This is a genomic window from Sodalis sp. dw_96 (genome assembly GCF_018449575.1).
Taxonomy (GTDB): domain Bacteria; phylum Pseudomonadota; class Gammaproteobacteria; order Enterobacterales; family Enterobacteriaceae; genus Acerihabitans.
This window is the reverse complement of sequence record NZ_JAAVUT010000008.1, coordinates 101,049-118,305: the sequence shown is the minus strand read 5'-3', so window position 1 is coordinate 118,305 and position 17,257 is coordinate 101,049. Positions and strand designations below refer to the sequence as shown.

Genomic DNA, 17,257 nt, shown 5'->3' with positions numbered 1-17,257 from the left:
GATATCCCTTGTATTACGACCATAAGCCGGCGACGGAGGAGGCGACATTCAACAGATGCTGGTCGGCATATTTACGGCCCACCAGCTGCACGCCCACCGGCAGCCCCAACGGTCCGGTGAAATACGGCAGCGTGATGGCCGGGGTGTATAAGAACGTCCAGAGGAAATTGAACACCACGTTGCCGGTAAAAGCGATGCCGTGGGGGGCTTCCCCCTGGGCGGCGGGAGTGAGAATGGCGTCAACGCGATGTTCGGCGAACCATTGATCCAGCCAGTGACGGCAACGTTCACCCAGCATGATGGCGCCACGGAACATCTCCAGGGTGGTCTGCTCGCCGGGAACCACCCGCTGCAGGATAAAATCGTCGCTCACCCGATCCCGAAAGCGGCGCAGCTCATCGGCATAGTTACGCAGGATTTCAAAGGCGCATATCTGCCGGTGGGCTTCTTCCAGCCCGGTGAACGCCTCGGGCAACACCAAATCGGTCACTTTTGCCCCGGCGGACGCCAGCAGTTCGGCGGTCTGTTCCACGGCCCGGCGGGACTCATCGGCGGCCCGATCCCAATAAGGGGTGCGGCACAGGGCAACGTTCAGTGTCCGCGGAGGCGGGGTATCAATGGGGGTATAAGGCGTTTCGGTGAGGGCCGCCTTGAACAGCGCCAGGTCGTCCACGGAACGGGCCATCAGGCCTACGGTATCCAACGCCTCGGTATTGGTGCGCACCCCGGCGTTGCCGATCAGCTGGAAGCTCGGTTTATAACCGTAGACGCCGCAATAGGACGCCGGGCGGATCACCGACCCGCCGGTTTGGGTGCCGAGGGCCAGGGGAACATGAAAATCCGCCACCGCGGCGGCGGAACCGGAGGACGATCCCCCCGGCGTATGCTCTAGGTTGAGAGGGTTGCGGGTGGGGCCGGCGTGGCGGTTGGCAAACTCGGTGGTCACGGTTTTGCCCAGCACTATGCCGCCGGCGGCTCGGGAGAGAGCCACCGAGGCGCCGTCCCACTGCGGGTGATGATGCTGATAGATGGGGGAGCCGTAACGGGACGGCATATCGTGCGTGTCGATGATATCCTTGACCCCCAGCGGAATGCCGTGCAATACCCCCCGGGACGGGCCTGCATCAAGCAGCGCCGCCTGCCGGCGCGCCTCAGTCCGATCGAGAAAGGTCCAGGCGCGGACATCGTCTTCCCGGAGGTCGATCCGCTCCAGACAGGCTTCCAACAGCCGGCCGGCGGTGAGAGTGCCGGCATCTATCGCCTGCCTGGCCGCAAACGCCGTTAACCGTGCAAAATTGATCTTAGTTACCATGGGACTGTCTCTTTATGTTAAACCGGCGCCTGCCGGCCCAGGCTATTCTGGCGGTAATGGCCGTAGACCGAGCAGCCGGTAAGCAGTTTGGTGTAATCATGTTCGGGATGCAGCAACACTTTTTCCGCGCTGCCGGTTTCGATAATTTCACCCTGGTACATCACCGCCACGTCATCGGCGATTTCCGCCGCCACGCCCAGGTCATGGGTGACGAACAGGATCGACATGCCGAACTGTTGCTGGATTTGCCTCAACAGCAGCAGCACCTGAACCTGCACCGTGGCGTCAAGGGCGGTGGTGGGTTCGTCCGCCAGCAGCAGCTTCGGCTCGCAGGAGACCGCCATGGCAATCATCACCCGCTGGCGCAGGCCGCCGGACAGCTCCGAGGGATACGACCGCAGACGGCGCCCGGCGGAGGGGATTTGCACCAAATCGAATAAATCCTTCACCTTGACCAGGGCCTCCTGGCGGTTGATGCCCTTATGCTTCATCAGCATTTCGGCGATTTGATCGCCGACCCGAAACACCGGATCCAGGGCGGTCATCGGTTCCTGGAAAATAAATCCGACGTCGCGGCCGCGGATTTGCGCCTGCTGCTGCGGGGTCATGGCCACCACGTCTCGGCCGTTCAGTATGATACGGCCGCTGACCCGGGTGGTTTTCCGCGGCAACAGCCCCAGGATGGATCGTAAGGTGACGCTTTTGCCGGATCCGGATTCACCCAGCAGGGTCAGGACCCGGCCGTGGCCGATGCGCAGATTGATATTGCGCACGATGGACCGCCACTGGCCGCCGGTATGAAAAGCAATATTGAGCTGCTCCAGTTCCAACAGGTTTGCCGCGTTATCGCTCATGATGTCTGCTCCCGCGCCGGCAGGGTGGGCGTTATAGGTCATGCTCATGATGCCTGCTCCCGCGCCGGCAGGTCGGCCGCGTTATCGGTCATGATGTCTGCTCCCGCGTCGCCGGCCAGGCTGTGACCGGAATCCGGCACGTGGATCCAGCAGGCGACCTGATGGTCCGCATGGGAACCCGGCTTAGCCCGCAAATGAGGCGTTTTGGCCGAACAGATACCTTCCGCGAAAGCGCAGCGGGTATGAAACCGGCAGTGTTTCGGCGGGTTGATCGGGTCGGGAGGATCGCCGGTCAGGGGCGGCGCGGCGATTTTTATCCGCGGGTCCGGCGAGGGCTTGGAGGCCAGCAGGGCGCGGGTATAAGGATGCGCGGCGGAGGAGAACAGCGTATCCGAGGGAGCGGACTCGACAATTTGTCCTAGGTACATCACTACTACCCGATCGGAAATATAGCGCACCACGTTAAGGTCGTGGGAGATGAAAATATAGGTCAGGCCGAGGCTTTCCCGCAGCTCCACCAGCAGGTTAAGCACCTGCGCCTCGACGGATTTATCCAGTGCGGAAACCGGTTCGTCCAGCAGCAATAGCCGCGGGCGCAGCGCGATGGCCCGTGCGATATTGATGCGCTGCCGCTGACCTCCCGACAGCTCGATGGGGTAGCGATCGGCGAATTCAGCCGCCGGCATGCCCACCGCATCCATCAGCCGGCCGGCGTAATCAACGGCGGTGGCCCGGTCGATGCCATGGGCCAGCAGGCCGAAGGCCAAGGTATCCACCACCGACATACGCGGGTTCAAAGAGGAGTGGCTGTCCTGGAACACCATCTGTACCGCCCGTCTGGCTTCGGGGCTGATTTTTTTGCCCGGCTGCCAGAAGGTTTCGCCGTCCAGGCTGATTTCACCTTCATCCGGCTGCATCATGCCGGTGATAAGCCGGGCGGTGGTGGATTTGCCGCAGCCCGATTCGCCGACGATCCCCAGGGTTTCACCCTTGAGGACCTCGAACGACAGGCCGTCCACCGCGCGCACCTGCTGGCGGCTGCCCAGCCAGCCATCCTTGAAACGAAAGTACTTGCGCAAGCCGGTCACCCGCAGCAGCGGCTGCGCCGGGCCGCCTTTATCGGCAATCGGCGGCAGCGGCGAATCGTTATAAATAACCTTGCTCATCGGCGTATCTCCATGGCTTTGCGCACGCCGTCGCTAATGACGTTAAAGCAAATAGAGCAGACAAAGATCATCACGCCGGGCATGGCCGCCACGGCCGGATTGACATAAATCGACTGCCGCAGCGACGAAAGCATCAGGCCCCAGTCGGCAGTGGGAGGACTGACCCCCAGCCCGAGGAAGCTCAGTCCCGAGGCGGTAATGATCGAGATGCTGATCTGGCTGGAGGCGAAAACAATAATCGGCCCGGCGACATTGCTCAGCACATGCTGCTGGATGATGCGCCAGGTGGAGGCGCCGGACAACATGGCCGCCATGACGAATTCATAGCCCCGCACCTGGGTGGTGACGCTTTCGGAAATGCGGGTGATGGGGGGAATGAAAATCAGCGACAGGGATAAAATCGCGTTCAGCAGCCCAGGACCCAGGGCGCCGGAAATGGCCACCGCCAGCAGCACGGAGGGAAAGGCATAGAAGATATCCATGCTGCGCATGATGGCGGTATTGACCCGGCCGCCGGCGTAACCGGCCAGAATTCCGAGAAAACCTCCGCCCAGCAGGCCGATCATCACCGGCATAAAGGCCATCAGCAGCGATACCCGGCCGCCGTAAATCAGGCGCGACAGCAGATCGCGGCCCAATTCGTCCCCGCCCAGCAGCCGGTGGGGGGTGCCCATGTCCGCCATCCTCATCAGGATACTGGTGGCATAGGGATCTTCCGGAGCTATCCAGTTGGCGCCGATGCAGCAGACCAGAATAATCAGCAGCACCAGAGATGCCGCCAGGGAAACCGGCTGACGAAGAAAACGGCGCAACACCCTGGCGCTGTAACGTCCCGTCTTGGGGGGCCGTATCGCCGGCCCGGCCAGGGTCACCGTGACCTGCTTTATCATCCGATCCTCCTCAGGCGCGGATCGGCCCAGCTCTGCAGCAGGTCAACCAGCAAATTCAACAGTACAAAGGAAATCGACAGTACCAGCATGGTGCCCTGCAACAGCGGCAGGTCGCGCTGGAAGATGGCGGTGGCCATCAGAAAGCCGGTGCCGGGCCAGGCGAACACCGTTTCCACCAGCACCGACCCCCCCAGCATATGTCCGATTTGCAGACCCATCACCGCCAGGGAGCCGGGCAATACATTGCGGATCACATGCCAGAAAATGCGCGAGCGGGTCAGCCCCTTCGACCACAGGGTAGTGATGAATTCCTGATCCATGACTTCGGCCACGTTGGCCCGCACCGTGCGGGCAATCACCGAAATGGGAATGGCGGCCATGGTCACCGTGGGCAGGATCATATGCTGAAAATGCACCCAGTCCAGCCGCCACTCATTCGGCCCCATGCCCAGCGGCGGCAGCCACATATGATTCACCGAGAAGATGATCACCAGCACAATCGCCAGCCAGTAATGGGGCACGCTGACCCCGGCCAGGGTAAAAAAGCTGATGACGTGGTCGGCAAGCCGTTCCCGCCACACGCCCGCCGCGATGCCCAGGGAAAACCCTAGAATACAGCTCATCAGCCCGGCGCTGACCGCCAGCACCAGCGTGTTTTTCACCGCGGTCATGGTTTCCGTCGCCACCGGGCGGCCCGAGCCCAGCGACATGCCCAGATTGCCCCGCAGGGCATTGCCCAGCCAATAGAAGTATTGCACCGGCAGCGGTTTATCCAGTCCGTACTCATGGCGAATCTGATTCACCAGTTCCGCCGAGGCCTCGTCCGGCACCAGGGCGTTGATGGCATCCCCCGGCGCCAGATGCACCAGGGAAAACACCACTACCGTAACCGCCAGCGCAATGGGAATGGCATACAGTAGACGACGAATAACATACGACAACATGGCTTTGCCCCGTTATTGCTGCATGGAGACAGGTGAATAGTCGGAATACCAGCTCTGGGCATGGACATAGCCCTGGACCTTGGGGGACATGGCCCGAGATCCCACATCATGCACCACCCAGATAAAGTAGGCCTGGTCCACGAAGCGGGTATGGATTTGCGCCAGCAGCTTGTCTTGTTTCGCCGGATCGAACTCCCCCTGGACCTGACGGATAAGCGGCGTAATCACCGGATCGTTGACGCCGCCCCAGTTGGTGCCTTCCGGCGGGACTTCCTTCGGATCAAGGTAGCGAATCAGGGCATAGTAGGGATCGGTGGTGGACCAGCTATTATTGATGCCGTCGATGCCTTTATTGTTCGGCGAAGCGGCTCCGTCTCTTCTGCGGCCGCGCAGGGCTTCCCATTCGAACACGTCAAACTGCAGGTCCACGCCGATTTTGCGCATGTCTTCCTGGATGAACTCATTCATCATCAGGGGATACATCTGTCCGGATCCGGAGGTGGAAATGGCGATTTTCAGCTTCAGCGGATGGTCGGGACCGTAACCGGCTTCCTTCAGCAGGCGTTTGGCTTCCTCAGGATCGTATTTTATCTTGAAGCTGGGATTGCCGTACCAGGGGTTGCCCTCGGCCATTTGCGCGGTGGCGGGTGTGGCCAGACCGTGCAGCAGCTGCACCATGCCGTCGCGATCGATGCCCAGGTTAACGGCTTTGCGTACCCGGATATCGGCGAACGGCGAACCGGGCAGCACGCTGACCGTATAGGGCCAGACATGGGGGATGGTATTGGTGGAGATCACCATGCCCGACTTCTTCAGTCGCTCCACGGTATCCGGCGCCGGGCTTTCAATCCAGTCCACGGTACCGGACAGCAGGGCGGCGGTGCGGGCGGACGGCTCGGGAATAGGCAGCAGAACCAGCCGGTCAAGCTTGGGTTCCCGGGCTTTATCCCAGTAATCTTTATTCGGCACCAGATCGGCCTCCTGGTGCGGTATCAGCTTATCCAATTTCCATGGGCCGGTGCCCGATGGGTGCTGGCGAAACTGCTGCCAGCTTTTGCCCATTTTTTCCCACTGCGCCGGCGAGGCAATCAACAGCCGGGTCATCTGGTAAGGGAAAAAAGCATCGACCTTTTTGGTTTCAATTTCAATCTTGTAGTCATCCAGCTTCTTCCAGCTTTTGACATCATTGATATAGGGTACCATCTGCTTTTGTATCGACACGTCATAGGCGGGATAACTTTTATTGAACACCCGCTCCAGATTAAATATCACCGCATCGGCGTTAAAGTCCGATCCGTCATGGAATTTCACGCCCTTTCTTAATTCAAAAATCCAATGTGAATTATCTTCTGGAGAAATATACCATTTGGTCGCCAGACCCGGCCGCAGCACCGAGGCGGCATCGCGTTTGGACAGATCCCATTCGATCAGCGGGTCGAATACCGTATACCCGCCGAAGGAGACGCCTTCGGTGCCCTGATCCGGCGCGCCGTCCATCACCGGGATATCCGCCAGCGTCATGGCGATCCTGAGAGTTCCGCTTGCCTGCGCCCATTCCGAACATAGCAACATCGCGCCCATCAATGAAAAATGTAGCAATTTTTTCAATGACATAATCTGTCTTCCTCATGGTAAGGGAATATTAGGTTGTGTGTATCTGCAGCAGGGAAAAGCGACTTATAGTTTTAATACTATATAGTTTATACTGTACTTTTTTAGACGGTGCAAGATGCTGCTTATGGATTAAATAGCGGCAAATATTGGATGTTTATATCGCGACAGCCACTTTATCTCATCAGGAAAACACAAGATGAATGCTTGCTAATATATTGAAGTCAGGCTGGTTTTTTTCATGTGACGACCCTTGGGGCGGGAGGGTCCCTCCCTCAAGAGCCGCTATTTCTCCTGGCGCGGGGAGACGGGTGATAGCAAAAACGTATGGCTGGGGTTAGGTTGTTATGGCGTTATTTGACTTTAGTTATCTCAATTTGTGCGTTAACAGCGATATCCCCAGCTGCTAGTCTATTTTGGTTGGGCGTCATGAATGAAGCGTTAACGGCTGATAATACTCCCCACGAAATTTGTCCACCTAGAAGAATATTCGTTTAGAGCGCCATGAATAATGACGCTTTTAACCTCACGTATCAGGAGAATAATATGGCCGCCCCGCGCATCGTTCATCTTGCACTTAAAGTTGATGATCTTGATTATGCCACTCGGTTTTATGAACAGGTGTTCGGTTTTAAACAAATAAAAACGGAACATAAACGTCAACATACCTCCCGGCATCTGACCGACGGGCATATTGATTTTACGCTGGTGCATTACGATAACGAGGATCACGAAGAGGCATTACTTTCCGGGCCGGGCCCGCGTATTCATCATTATGGCGTGTCGGTGGACGATCAGGATGAAATAGCGGAGAAGATCAAGGCGCTGGGAGGCGAAATCCTTTCGCCGCCGGGCGCCGGCGCGCTGAAATTCCGGGCGCCGGACGGCACCATTGCCGAAATTGTCAAAGAGGGCCGTTATTCAACCGAATAGCTCTGGTGAGTATCTCTGTTATGTCGGTGAGAAGTGCCGGTATGTAACGCGATGCTTTACACCGAGTAAGGCCTAACCTATATGCCGGTAACCTTTTGGCGATTTACGTGGATAAGAAAGGTCGGCATAAAAGATTTTTTTATTAGCAAATATATAACTTTGTTTCAGAAAATTATAAAAGGCGTGCTTATTATGGCTTTTACTGTAGTAAAAAATATCCTGCTGGGAACCGCGCTATCGGTTTCGTTATCATCCGCGACCTTTGCTGCGGACGATCTGAAATTAAGCGGCGGGGTATATGAACAGCTTTATACAGCAGCCCTCGCCAATAATGAAAAAGACGTTATTTTTTATTCTCCGGCCAGCCGCGAAGAATCAAAGCTGCTCAGTGAGTTATGGAAAACCAATTTCCCAAAAATTCATCTGACCATCGTCGGTAAAAAAGCGCCGGATCTGATTACACAAATAGAAGCGGAACGCGCGGCAAAACAATATCGTGCCGATGTCACCACCATGAGCCAGCCTTATGTCGCCGCCATATGGAAACAAAAAGGCTATTACCTGCCTTATAAAGTTTCCACCTTTGACAAACTCAGACCGGATTATGCCGACGCCGACGGCGCCTATTATTCAATCGGGGTGTTTCTGCTGCCCGCCGCCTATAACAGCCGCGCGATTCCGGATAAAGCCGGTCTGCCCCATTCGCTGGCGGATTTTCTCGATCCTAAATGGAAAGGTAAAATTGTCTTGGCGGATCCTTCCACCGCCGGCAACAGCCTGACGTTCTTTTTGGCCTTGCTGCAAACCGGAAAAATCCACTGGGATTATCTGGAAAAACTGGCCAAACAGGACGTGCTGTTTGTGCGCGGCAATCCTGAAGCGGCGCGGATCCTGGCTTCCGGCGAGCGCAGCGTGTCTCCGATGGTCTCCTCCTTTAATGTGCTGACCTCCAAACAGCAGGGGCAGGCCATTGATCTCTACAACCTGGACGAGGGCACGCTGGTGACCCAGCAGCCCAGCGGCATCATGTCCAATCCGCCGCATCCGACGGCGGCCAAGCTGCTGATGGAAGTCCTCACCAGCGCCCAGGGCCAGGAACTGAGGGCCGACGCCGGTAAATTTTGGCCCACCAACGCCGATGCCGGCTCGGTGGACGGCCTGCCCAAGCTGGCGGAGTTGAAGCCTTATAACGTTGATCTTGCCGGCCTGTCCAACGAGAAGACCACGCAGGATTTCCTGAATCGTTTTAATAAAATTTTCGGTCGCGAGTAACCTATGGCCATAGATGATTCTGTTTCCCGCCCGGCCCGTCTGGAGCTTATCGGCCTGAGAAAACAACTGGGGGATAAGCCGGTGGTGGACGGGGTCGATCTCAGGGTAAATGAAGGGGAGAGCCTGGTACTGCTAGGGCCGAGCGGCTGCGGTAAAACCACCACTCTGCGGATGGTGGCCGGTTTTATCGAGCCCGACGGCGGGGAAATCCATCTTTCCGGCCGGCTTGCTTCCGGGCGCGGCGCCTTTGTACCGGTGGAGCGCCGTCAACTGGGCATGGTGTTTCAGAACTATGCCGTATGGCCCCACAAAACCGTTTATGACAACGTGGCGTTCAGCCTCTCCATCGCCGGGGATGACCGGGCCACCATCCGGCGCAAGGTAAACGATGTGCTGAAACTGGTGCACCTGGACGGCCTGGCCCAGCGTTATCCCGGTGATTTGAGCGGCGGCCAGCAGCAGCGGGTAGCGCTGGCGCGGGCCATTATCGCCGAACCGAGCCTGCTGCTGTTCGATGAGCCGCTGTCCAACCTGGATGCCGGATTGCGTGAAGAGATGCGCTTTGAACTCAAGCGCCTGCATAGGCAAAACGGCATCACCATGTTTTACGTCACCCATGATCAGGAAGAAGCGCTGGTGATAGCGGACCGGATTGCGGTGATGAACAAGGGCCGCATCGAACAGTGCGACGTGCCGGAAGCCATCTACCGACGGCCCGTTTCGCGCTTTGTCGCCTCGTTCGTCGGCACCACCAATCTTATCGATGGCAGGGTGGCGGGACTGGATGCCAATACCCGCCGTCTGCTGGTGCAATCCGCCCTGGGGGAGCCTTTCTGGGCAGCCGCATCGGACCGGATGATTGCCACCTGCCGTACCGGCGACGAGGTAGCGGTATCGGTACGGCCGGAAAATATCTCTTTCGATCCAGACGCCGCCGGCGGTATGCACGGCCGGATTATCGATTCCTCGTTCCTGGGCAGCCGCTACGATCTGGTGATCGAGGTGGCGGGCCTTCCTCTGCGGGTTCAGACGCCGAGGCAATGGGCCAGCGCCATGGCGAACGGGGTGACCGTTTCTTTCAATCCCGATGAGGCCTGGGTGATAGCATGATGAAATCGAGCATCGCGCCGGCGGCGGAACAGCTTCGCCGTTATGCCGGCATTGCGACCCTGGCGCACAGGGGCACCGCCCGCTGGCGCAGGGTGGCGTCGGAACCGGGGAAACTACTGATCCTCACCGCCGCGTTATTGGTGCTGGGCGCGCTGATTATTTATCCCATGGCAAAGCTGGTGCTGCTGGGAGTAGCCGGTAATAGCGGTTTGGCCACCCTGCGGCCGCTGGTCGATGCGTTTTCCGACCCGGGCATGGTGAAGGCGGTAGGGAATTCCGCACTGCTGGCGATAAGCGTCACCGGCGGGGCGCTGGCCCTGGGACTGCCCATGGCCTGGCTGGTATCGCGCACCGATATGCCGGGGAAAACCCTGATCCGCGTCAGCGCCGCCATTGCCTTTGTGGTGCCCTCGTTTATCACCGTGATTGCCTGGATTTTCCTGGCCGCGCCGAATTCCGGTTACCTGAATACCCTGCTGGACGGGCTGTTGGGCACCACCACGCCGTTTTTTAATATCATCAGCTTCAGCGGGCTGGTGTTTATTGAAATCGCCCATTTGTATCCCCTGGTATTTTTCACCGTCTGCGCCGCGCTGGTGAACATCGATCCCGGTTATGAACAGGCCGCCCGCGTGCTGGGGGCCGGCCGGATGCGCACCGCGCTTCAGGTGACCCTGCCGCTGGTGAGGCCGGCGGTATTATCCAGCGCCATCCTGGTGATACTTGACGCCCTGTCGTCATTCGGCGCGCCGGCGGCTATCGGCACCATGGCCAATTTCTCGGTTATCACCACCAAAATCTACAAGCTGCTGACTTTCCCGCCCCATTTCGAACAGGCGGCGGCCCTGGCGTTGCCCATCGTAGTATTTACTCTGGCGAGCCTGTTGCTGCAACGCCTGCTGATTCGGGATATCCGTTATCGGACCCTCTCCGGCAAGGCCGGGGCCAAAGCGCTGCCGGTGCGCCTCGGCCGGGGACGCTGGGCGGCGGCGGCCTTTTGCGGAACGGTATTTTTCGTTACCGCCTTTTTACCCCTGGCGGCCCTGGCGCTGCTCTCTTTATTGACGGCGTTTGGCGATGCCGTGACCTTTTCCAACCTGACGCTGGATCATTTCGCGATGATCGTGGATTCCACCTTCGGGGTATTCGACACGGTAAAACACAGCCTGCTGCTGTCCGCCGCGGCGGCGTTGATCTGTATTATCCTCGGCGTGCTGTTTGCCTGGTTTGTCGAGCGGACCACCATTATCGGCCGGGGGCTGGTGACCGCGACGATTTTCATTGCTTACGGCTTTCCGGCGATTACGTTTGCGGTGGCCATTATGCTCGGCTATGTGAATTGGTTTTACGGCACCTTCACCATCCTGTTGATTGCCTATGTCGCCAAACAGCTGCCGATTTCCTTTGTACTGTCACGGTCAGTGCTTAAACAGATTGCCCCGGAACTGGAAGAGGCCGCGCGCGTGAGCGGGGCCGGCTGGCTGCGCACGTTTACCGCCGTTACCTTGCCGTTGTTAAAGCCCAGCATGTGGGCCGGCGCGCTGCTGGTCTTCGCCTTTGGCCTGCGGGAACTGACCATGTCGGCTATTTTGTCGCAGCCGGCCACCCAGGTAATGTCCACTAAAGTGATCGAATACCTGGAAACCGGCGAGGTGGAACAGGCGGCGGCCATGGCGCTGATTATCGTGGTGCTGAGCCTCGGATCCCTGGCCCTTTACCGGCTGATGTCCGGCGGAAATTTAATCGATATGAAAAAAATGACGTCTTGGAGTAAAAAGCATGGGCACGATTGACAGCAGGCAGGGCAAGACCCTGGCGGAAAAAATCTGGGATCGCCACCGTATAGTGGATATCGACGGCGAGCAGCTGCTTTACCTGGATAAGCTGCTGGTGCATGAAGGGTCCAGCCACGCTTTTGAGGCGCTGAACACCCTCGGCAAGCAGGTATACCGGCCGGAGCAGATCATCGCCTGTTCCGATCACTATCTGCCCACCACCGGTCGGGAGCGCGGGGTGGAAGGCATCGCCGATCCGGCCATCCGCAACATGATATTGAGACTCGGCGAGAACGCCCGTCGCCATAGCATCCGTTATTTCGGTCCGGAGGATCCCAATCAGGGTATTTTGCATGTGGTGGCGCCGGAGCAGGGCATCACCCAGCCCGGCCTGCTGATTGGCGGCGCTGATTCACACACTACCACCCATGGCGCTTTCGGCTGTCTGGCCTTCGGTATCGGCGCCTCGGACGCCCGCCACGTGCTGGCAACCCAGACCCTATGGCTGCGCCGGCCGAAAACCCTGCGGGTACGGCTGGTGGGGGAAGCGGCGCCTTATGTGTCCGCCAAGGATATCAATCTGGCGCTCATCGCCCTTATCGGCGCCGGCGGCGCCCTCGGCCATATTATCGAATATGCCGGACCGGCGGTGAGCAGTATGTCCATGGAGCAGCGCATGACGCTGTGCAATATGGCGGTGGAGGCGGGGGGCCGGGCCGGTATCGTCGCGCCGGATGAAACCACCTATGCCTATCTGCGTGGAAAACCTTTTGCCCCCGCCGGAGAAGATTGGGATCAAGCGCTGGCCGACTGGCGTACGCTGCCCTCTGACGCCGATGCGGTATTCGATCGGGAGGTCGTCCTTGATTTGCTTGAGGTTTCTCCCACGGTGACCTGGGGCACCAGCCCCGAGCATGCCTTGGCCATCGACGGCCATTTGCCTGACCCGGCCGCCATTGAGGACGGCGACCAGCGACAGGAAGTGGCCGCGGCCCTGGACTATATGGGCTTGACCGCCGGCGCCCCGATAACCTCGATAAAAATCGATCGGGTTTTTATCGGCTCCTGCACCAACGGGCGCATTGAGGATTTGCGGGCGGCGGCCGGCATCGCCCGGCGGGGACGGGTTAAAGTGCCGGCCTGGATCGTGCCCGGCTCCAGCTCGGTGAAACGGCAGGCCGAGCGGGAAGGGCTGGACAAGATCTTTATCGAGGCGGGCTTCGAATGGCGCGACGCCGGGTGTTCCCTGTGTACCGCCATTAACGGCGATGTGCTGGCGGAAGGGGAGCGTTGCGCCTCAACCAGCAACCGTAATTTTCGCGGCCGGCAGGGGGTTAACGGACGCACCCACCTGGTGAGTCCGGTGATGGCGGCGGCGGCGGCCCTGACCGGCTATCTCACCGACGTACGCACCTTTGGGGAAACCGCATCATGACCGCATTACTGACTATCGACGCCATCGGCATCCCTTTTGATGAACCGAATGTGGATACCAATCAAATCTGTCCCACCCGGTTTAATAAGGTCCCGCGCGGTCCGGCCTTTGCCCGCATCGCTTTTCACGATCGGCGCTTTGACGGCCAGGATAACGAGAAGGAATTTATCCTTAACCGGCCGCCTTATCGTGACGGCGGCATTATCGTGGCGGATCGCAACTTCGGCTGCGGTTCTTCCCGGGAGACGGCGGTATACGCGCTGGTGGAATTCGGCATCCGGGCGGTTATCGCCTCCAGCTATGGTGATATCTTCGCCAATAACTGCTATAAAAACCGTCTGCTGCCGGTGGTTCTGCCCAATGAAACCTGCGTTGCCCTGCGTCATCAGCTGCATGGCGACCGTGGGGCAAACCTGCGCATCGATCTTGAACAGCAGGTGGTGTGGGACCTGAACCATGAGGCCCATGGATTCGAGATCCATCCCTTGCGGAAAAAGAGCCTGATTGAGGGCATTGACGATATTGCCCTGACCCAGGGTTATGCCGAGACTATCCTGGCGTTCGAACAGCGGTATCGCGCCGCTTTTCCGTGGATTAAGTAGTCCTTCCCAAGTTATTGGCGCGGTCTGCCTTTAGCAGGCTCGTTGCACGATCGGTGATGGCGGGCCTACCGTGCCATGTGGCGCTCGGTCGGGCGGAAAAACCACGCCCGATTCGACCACATCGGCGCGGTCTCCCTTTAACAGGCTCGTTGCACGGTCGACGATCGCGGGCCTACCGTGCCGTGTGGCGCTCGGTCGGGCGGAAAAACCACGCCCGATTCGACCACATCGGCACGGTCTCCCTTTAACAGGCTCGTTGCACGATCGACGATCGTGGCCTTACCAGCGTTATCCAGAATCTTAATCCGGCGCGTTCAGCAGCAGCCTGTTCACCAGGAGGGGCTCCGCCCAGGCTATAAAAGTCTGTAGCGGGCGGGAAAGGTGTTTACGATGTGGGTACAGCAGTTGGACCGGAAGAGGGCGGGAGGGGTAGTCCGGCATGACTTCAATCAGCTCTCCCGCTTCCAGGTGTTTTTGTACATCGTACTGGGGTATCTGAATCATTCCCAGACCGGCCAGGCAGCAGGCGATGTAGGCTTCAGCGTTGTTTACCGTTATCTGGCTGGGCAATACGGCAGATTGGTAGCCGTCGTTTTCCGGCCATTCCCAGTTCTCCACCCGGCCCGTTGTGGGCGAGGCATAGTTGACCGCCAGATGGCGGGGCAGATCTGAAGGGGTGTGGGGTTTGCCATGCCGGGCGATATACGCCGGCGCCGCCACATTGATGAATTTCAACGTCCCCAGTTTTCGGGCGACCAGACTGGAGTCCGGCAGTTTTCCCACCCGCAACGCACAGTCTATTCCCTCTTCCGCCAGACTGACGTTGCGATCAGCGGTGCCCATTTCCAGCGTCATCTGAGGATAACGGGCAAAGAATTCAGGCAGTGAAGGTGCGATTATCAGTCTGCCGATGCGTCCCGGCACATCAATTTTAATTTTACCCGTGGGCTGAATAGTCTTTTGTCTGAACAGATTTTCCGTTTCTTCTACTTCCGGGATCACTCTCAGGCAGCGTTCGTAAAAAGCCCGGCCATCGGATGTGAGGGATACGCTGCGGGTGGTGCGGTGCAGCAGGCGCGTTCCTACCCGCGTTTCAAGCTCTGCGACCGCGGCGGAAACGGTGGACCTGGGCATGTTCATCACGTCGGCCGCGCGGGTGAAACTCCCGCGCTCCACGACCTGTATAAGAATGCGAAAGAGGTCAATTCGGTCCATAAATGATCACATTGTTCGTGTTTTATGGATAGTATAATCAGAAGTAACGTCTTTATACAGGAAATGCAGGGGTTATTCTCTGGTGAACACCCTTTCCAGGCTGTTCCACCCATCAAGAAGAGGACTGACGTCATGACAGATCACAGTATCAAAGGCAAGACCGTCGTTATTGCCGGCGGCGGGAAAAATCTGGGGGGGCTGATTGCCCGTGATTTTGCCGGGCACGGAGCGAAAGCCATCGCCATACACTATAACAGCGCGGGGTCGAAAGGCGACGCGGAGGCCACCGTTGCGGCGATAAAAGCAGCGGGGGCGCAGGCGGTGGCCTTTCAGGCCGACCTGACCACGGCAGGCGCGGTGGAAAAGCTTTTCGCGGATGTGACGGCGGCTATCGGTAAGCCGGATATTGCCGTTAATACCGTGGGCAAGGTGCTGAAAAAACCAATTTTTGATATCTCGGAAGCGGAGTATGACGAGATGAGCGCGGTCAACGCCAAGTCGGCCTTTTTCTTTCTCAAAGAGGCCGGAAAGCACCTTAACGACAACGGGAAAATCTGTACCCTGGTCACCTCCCTGCTTGGGGCATTTACGCCTTTTTACGCCGCCTACGCCGGCACCAAGGCACCGGTGGAGCATTTCACCCGCGCTGCGGCCAAGGAGTATGGCGAGCGGGGGATTTCCGTCACGGCAATCGGTCCGGGCCCAATGGATACGCCTTTCTTTTATCCCGCTGAAAGCGCGGAGGCGCGGGATTACCATAAAACGGCGGCGGCGCTCTCTTCTTTCAGCAAAACCGGCCTGACGGATATCGCTGATATCGTTCCCTGGGTTCGTTTTCTGGTGACCGACGGATGGTGGATGACCGGCCAGACCATTCTGGTCAATGGCGGCTATACCACAAAATAATTTTTTTTCGCGGATGGACTCCGCCCCGGGCACAGGCGCAATGTGCCGGGGGCCGTAGGCATATTCGCTGTTGATAATAAGAGTTTGACCGACATTTTTGTCGTCGGCAAAATGTTAATTTAAGGTGAAAATACGGTTCTTTTGTCAGGTTGGCGATTAACAAGTTATTGCGCTGCCGCGTCGTTGCGCTCGACTACTATTGCATCACCTCCCGGGACGGGGGGCGAGGATCAGAGTAAATACCACTGTAAAAGGTCTGTTTGTTCCTGATGTTTTTAACTAATCCCTGATTAGGTATGGATATGAAATACATCATTTTGCTGCTGTTGATTGCTTGTGCGGTCTATGTGCATTATCGCGGTCGGGTGCGTTTCGGTTTCTGGCGTCAGTTGGCGGACCACTCCACCTTCGTGTCGCCGATGAATGTCTTTATGTATCTGTTTTCCGCTATTCCCCTCACGCCTTATCTCAAGCCGGAAACGCTGCCGGAGCTGGAAACCCTCAGGAATAACTGGCGGATGATCCGCGACGAAGGGCTGGCGTTGCTGGAACAACGCGAGATCAAAGTGTCCGATAAGTATAACGACGCGGGTTTTAATTCTTTCTTTAAAACCGGCTGGAAGCGTTTTTACCTGAAATGGTACGAGGAAAGCCATCCTTCCGCCATGGCGTTATGCCCCCGCACCACCGAACTGCTGCGTACCCTGCCGTCGGTGAAAGCCGCCATGTTCGCCGAACTGCCTGACGGTAGCCGGCTGCCCCGTCACCGCGACCCTTATGCCGGTTCCCTGCGTTATCATCTCGGCCTGATGACTCCCCAGGACGACCGCTGCTTTATTGAGGTGGACGGCAAACGTTACAGCTGGCGCGACGGGGAGGATGTGCTGTTTGACGAAACCTACATCCACTACGCGGAAAATCTCAGCGGAAAACAGCGCCTGATCCTGTTTTGCGACATTGAACGGCCGATGCGTTACCAATGGGCGCAGGCGGTGAATCACTGGCTGGGCCGTCATTTGTTAAGCGCCGGAGTGGCGCCTAACTGGGAAAGCGATCGCACCGGCGGCGTCAACAAGGCGTTCAAATATATCTATGCTGTGCGCAAGGTCGGCAAATACCTGAAGAAGAAAAACCGCGCAGGTTATTACCTGATTAAATGGCTGTTATTCGGCGGTATCGCGGTGTTGGTGTTTACGCACCTGTAAATGTTACAACGTAACCAATATTTTCGT

General features: G+C 58.0%; 15 protein-coding genes. 8 read left to right on the top strand and 7 right to left on the bottom strand.

All coding sequences use genetic code 11. The features are described 5' to 3' along the window. Positions 1–13 precede the first annotated feature (13 nt). The 6 genes from HB631_RS13885 to HB631_RS13860 are packed head-to-tail and all read right to left on the bottom strand — an operon-like array spanning position 14 to position 6,780. A complete protein-coding gene (locus HB631_RS13885) occupies positions 14–1,312 on the bottom strand; it encodes an amidase (RefSeq protein WP_213991759.1) in 1,299 nt (432 codons plus the stop codon). A gap of 17 nt (positions 1,313–1,329) precedes the next feature. Continuing rightward, complete coding sequence (locus HB631_RS13880; RefSeq protein ID WP_213991758.1) at positions 1,330–2,214, bottom strand: ABC transporter ATP-binding protein; 885 nt, start codon at positions 2,212–2,214, stop codon at positions 1,330–1,332. Beyond that, positions 2,211–3,332: an ABC transporter ATP-binding protein gene (locus tag HB631_RS13875; protein ID WP_213991757.1), complete on the bottom strand. Its 1,122-nt coding sequence runs from the start codon at positions 3,330–3,332 to the stop codon at positions 2,211–2,213. The genes HB631_RS13880 and HB631_RS13875 overlap by 4 nt, the downstream gene beginning before the upstream one ends. After that, on the bottom strand, positions 3,329–4,222 hold the full coding sequence (locus tag HB631_RS13870) for an ABC transporter permease (RefSeq protein WP_213991756.1): 894 nt from the start codon (positions 4,220–4,222) through the stop codon (positions 3,329–3,331). The genes HB631_RS13875 and HB631_RS13870 overlap by 4 nt, the downstream gene beginning before the upstream one ends. Continuing rightward, the gene (locus HB631_RS13865) at positions 4,219–5,166 is read right to left on the bottom strand and encodes an ABC transporter permease (protein ID WP_213991755.1); all 948 of its coding nucleotides are present in this window, start codon (positions 5,164–5,166) and stop codon (positions 4,219–4,221) included. Before HB631_RS13865 ends, HB631_RS13870 begins: the two co-directional genes overlap by 4 nt. 12 nt (positions 5,167–5,178) lie before the next feature. After that, complete coding sequence (locus tag HB631_RS13860) at positions 5,179–6,780, bottom strand: ABC transporter substrate-binding protein (RefSeq protein WP_213991754.1); 1,602 nt, start codon at positions 6,778–6,780, stop codon at positions 5,179–5,181. A 543-nt stretch (positions 6,781–7,323) separates the two neighbouring features. Here HB631_RS13860 and HB631_RS13855 point away from each other — a divergent pair. The 6 genes from HB631_RS13855 (at position 7,324) to leuD (ending at position 13,904) form a co-directional block, all read left to right on the top strand. Then, entirely contained in the window at positions 7,324–7,710 is a 387-nt protein-coding gene (locus HB631_RS13855; protein ID WP_213991753.1) for a VOC family protein, read from the top strand. 192 nt (positions 7,711–7,902) lie between these two features. Continuing rightward, a complete protein-coding gene (locus HB631_RS13850) occupies positions 7,903–8,982 on the top strand; it encodes an extracellular solute-binding protein (protein ID WP_213991752.1) in 1,080 nt (359 codons plus the stop codon). 3 nt (positions 8,983–8,985) lie between these two features. After that, entirely contained in the window at positions 8,986–10,092 is a 1,107-nt protein-coding gene (locus tag HB631_RS13845) for an ABC transporter ATP-binding protein (protein ID WP_213991751.1), read from the top strand. Further along, positions 10,089–11,885 carry an iron ABC transporter permease gene (locus tag HB631_RS13840; RefSeq protein WP_213991750.1) on the top strand — a complete coding sequence of 599 codons (1,797 nt, stop codon included), beginning with the start codon at positions 10,089–10,091 and terminating at the stop codon, positions 11,883–11,885. Before HB631_RS13845 ends, HB631_RS13840 begins: the two co-directional genes overlap by 4 nt. Beyond that, positions 11,872–13,302 carry a 3-isopropylmalate dehydratase large subunit gene (gene leuC / locus HB631_RS13835; RefSeq protein WP_213991749.1) on the top strand — a complete coding sequence of 477 codons (1,431 nt, stop codon included), beginning with the start codon at positions 11,872–11,874 and terminating at the stop codon, positions 13,300–13,302. The genes HB631_RS13840 and leuC overlap by 14 nt, the downstream gene beginning before the upstream one ends. After that, complete coding sequence (leuD, locus tag HB631_RS13830) at positions 13,299–13,904, top strand: 3-isopropylmalate dehydratase small subunit (RefSeq protein ID WP_213991748.1); 606 nt, start codon at positions 13,299–13,301, stop codon at positions 13,902–13,904. Before leuC ends, leuD begins: the two co-directional genes overlap by 4 nt. A 300-nt stretch (positions 13,905–14,204) precedes the next feature. On the opposite strand, the gene HB631_RS13825 is transcribed toward leuD, so the two are convergent. Further along, entirely contained in the window at positions 14,205–15,119 is a 915-nt protein-coding gene (locus tag HB631_RS13825) for a LysR family transcriptional regulator (protein WP_213991747.1), read from the bottom strand. A gap of 132 nt (positions 15,120–15,251) precedes the next feature. Between HB631_RS13825 and HB631_RS13820 the strand changes: the two genes are divergently transcribed. Both HB631_RS13820 and lpxO read left to right on the top strand, forming a co-directional pair. Further along, entirely contained in the window at positions 15,252–16,025 is a 774-nt protein-coding gene (locus HB631_RS13820; protein WP_213991746.1) for an SDR family oxidoreductase, read from the top strand. A 302-nt stretch (positions 16,026–16,327) separates the two neighbouring features. Then, a complete protein-coding gene (gene lpxO, locus HB631_RS13815; RefSeq protein ID WP_213991745.1) occupies positions 16,328–17,230 on the top strand; it encodes a lipid A hydroxylase LpxO in 903 nt (300 codons plus the stop codon). Positions 17,231–17,257: the final 27 nt, after the last annotated feature.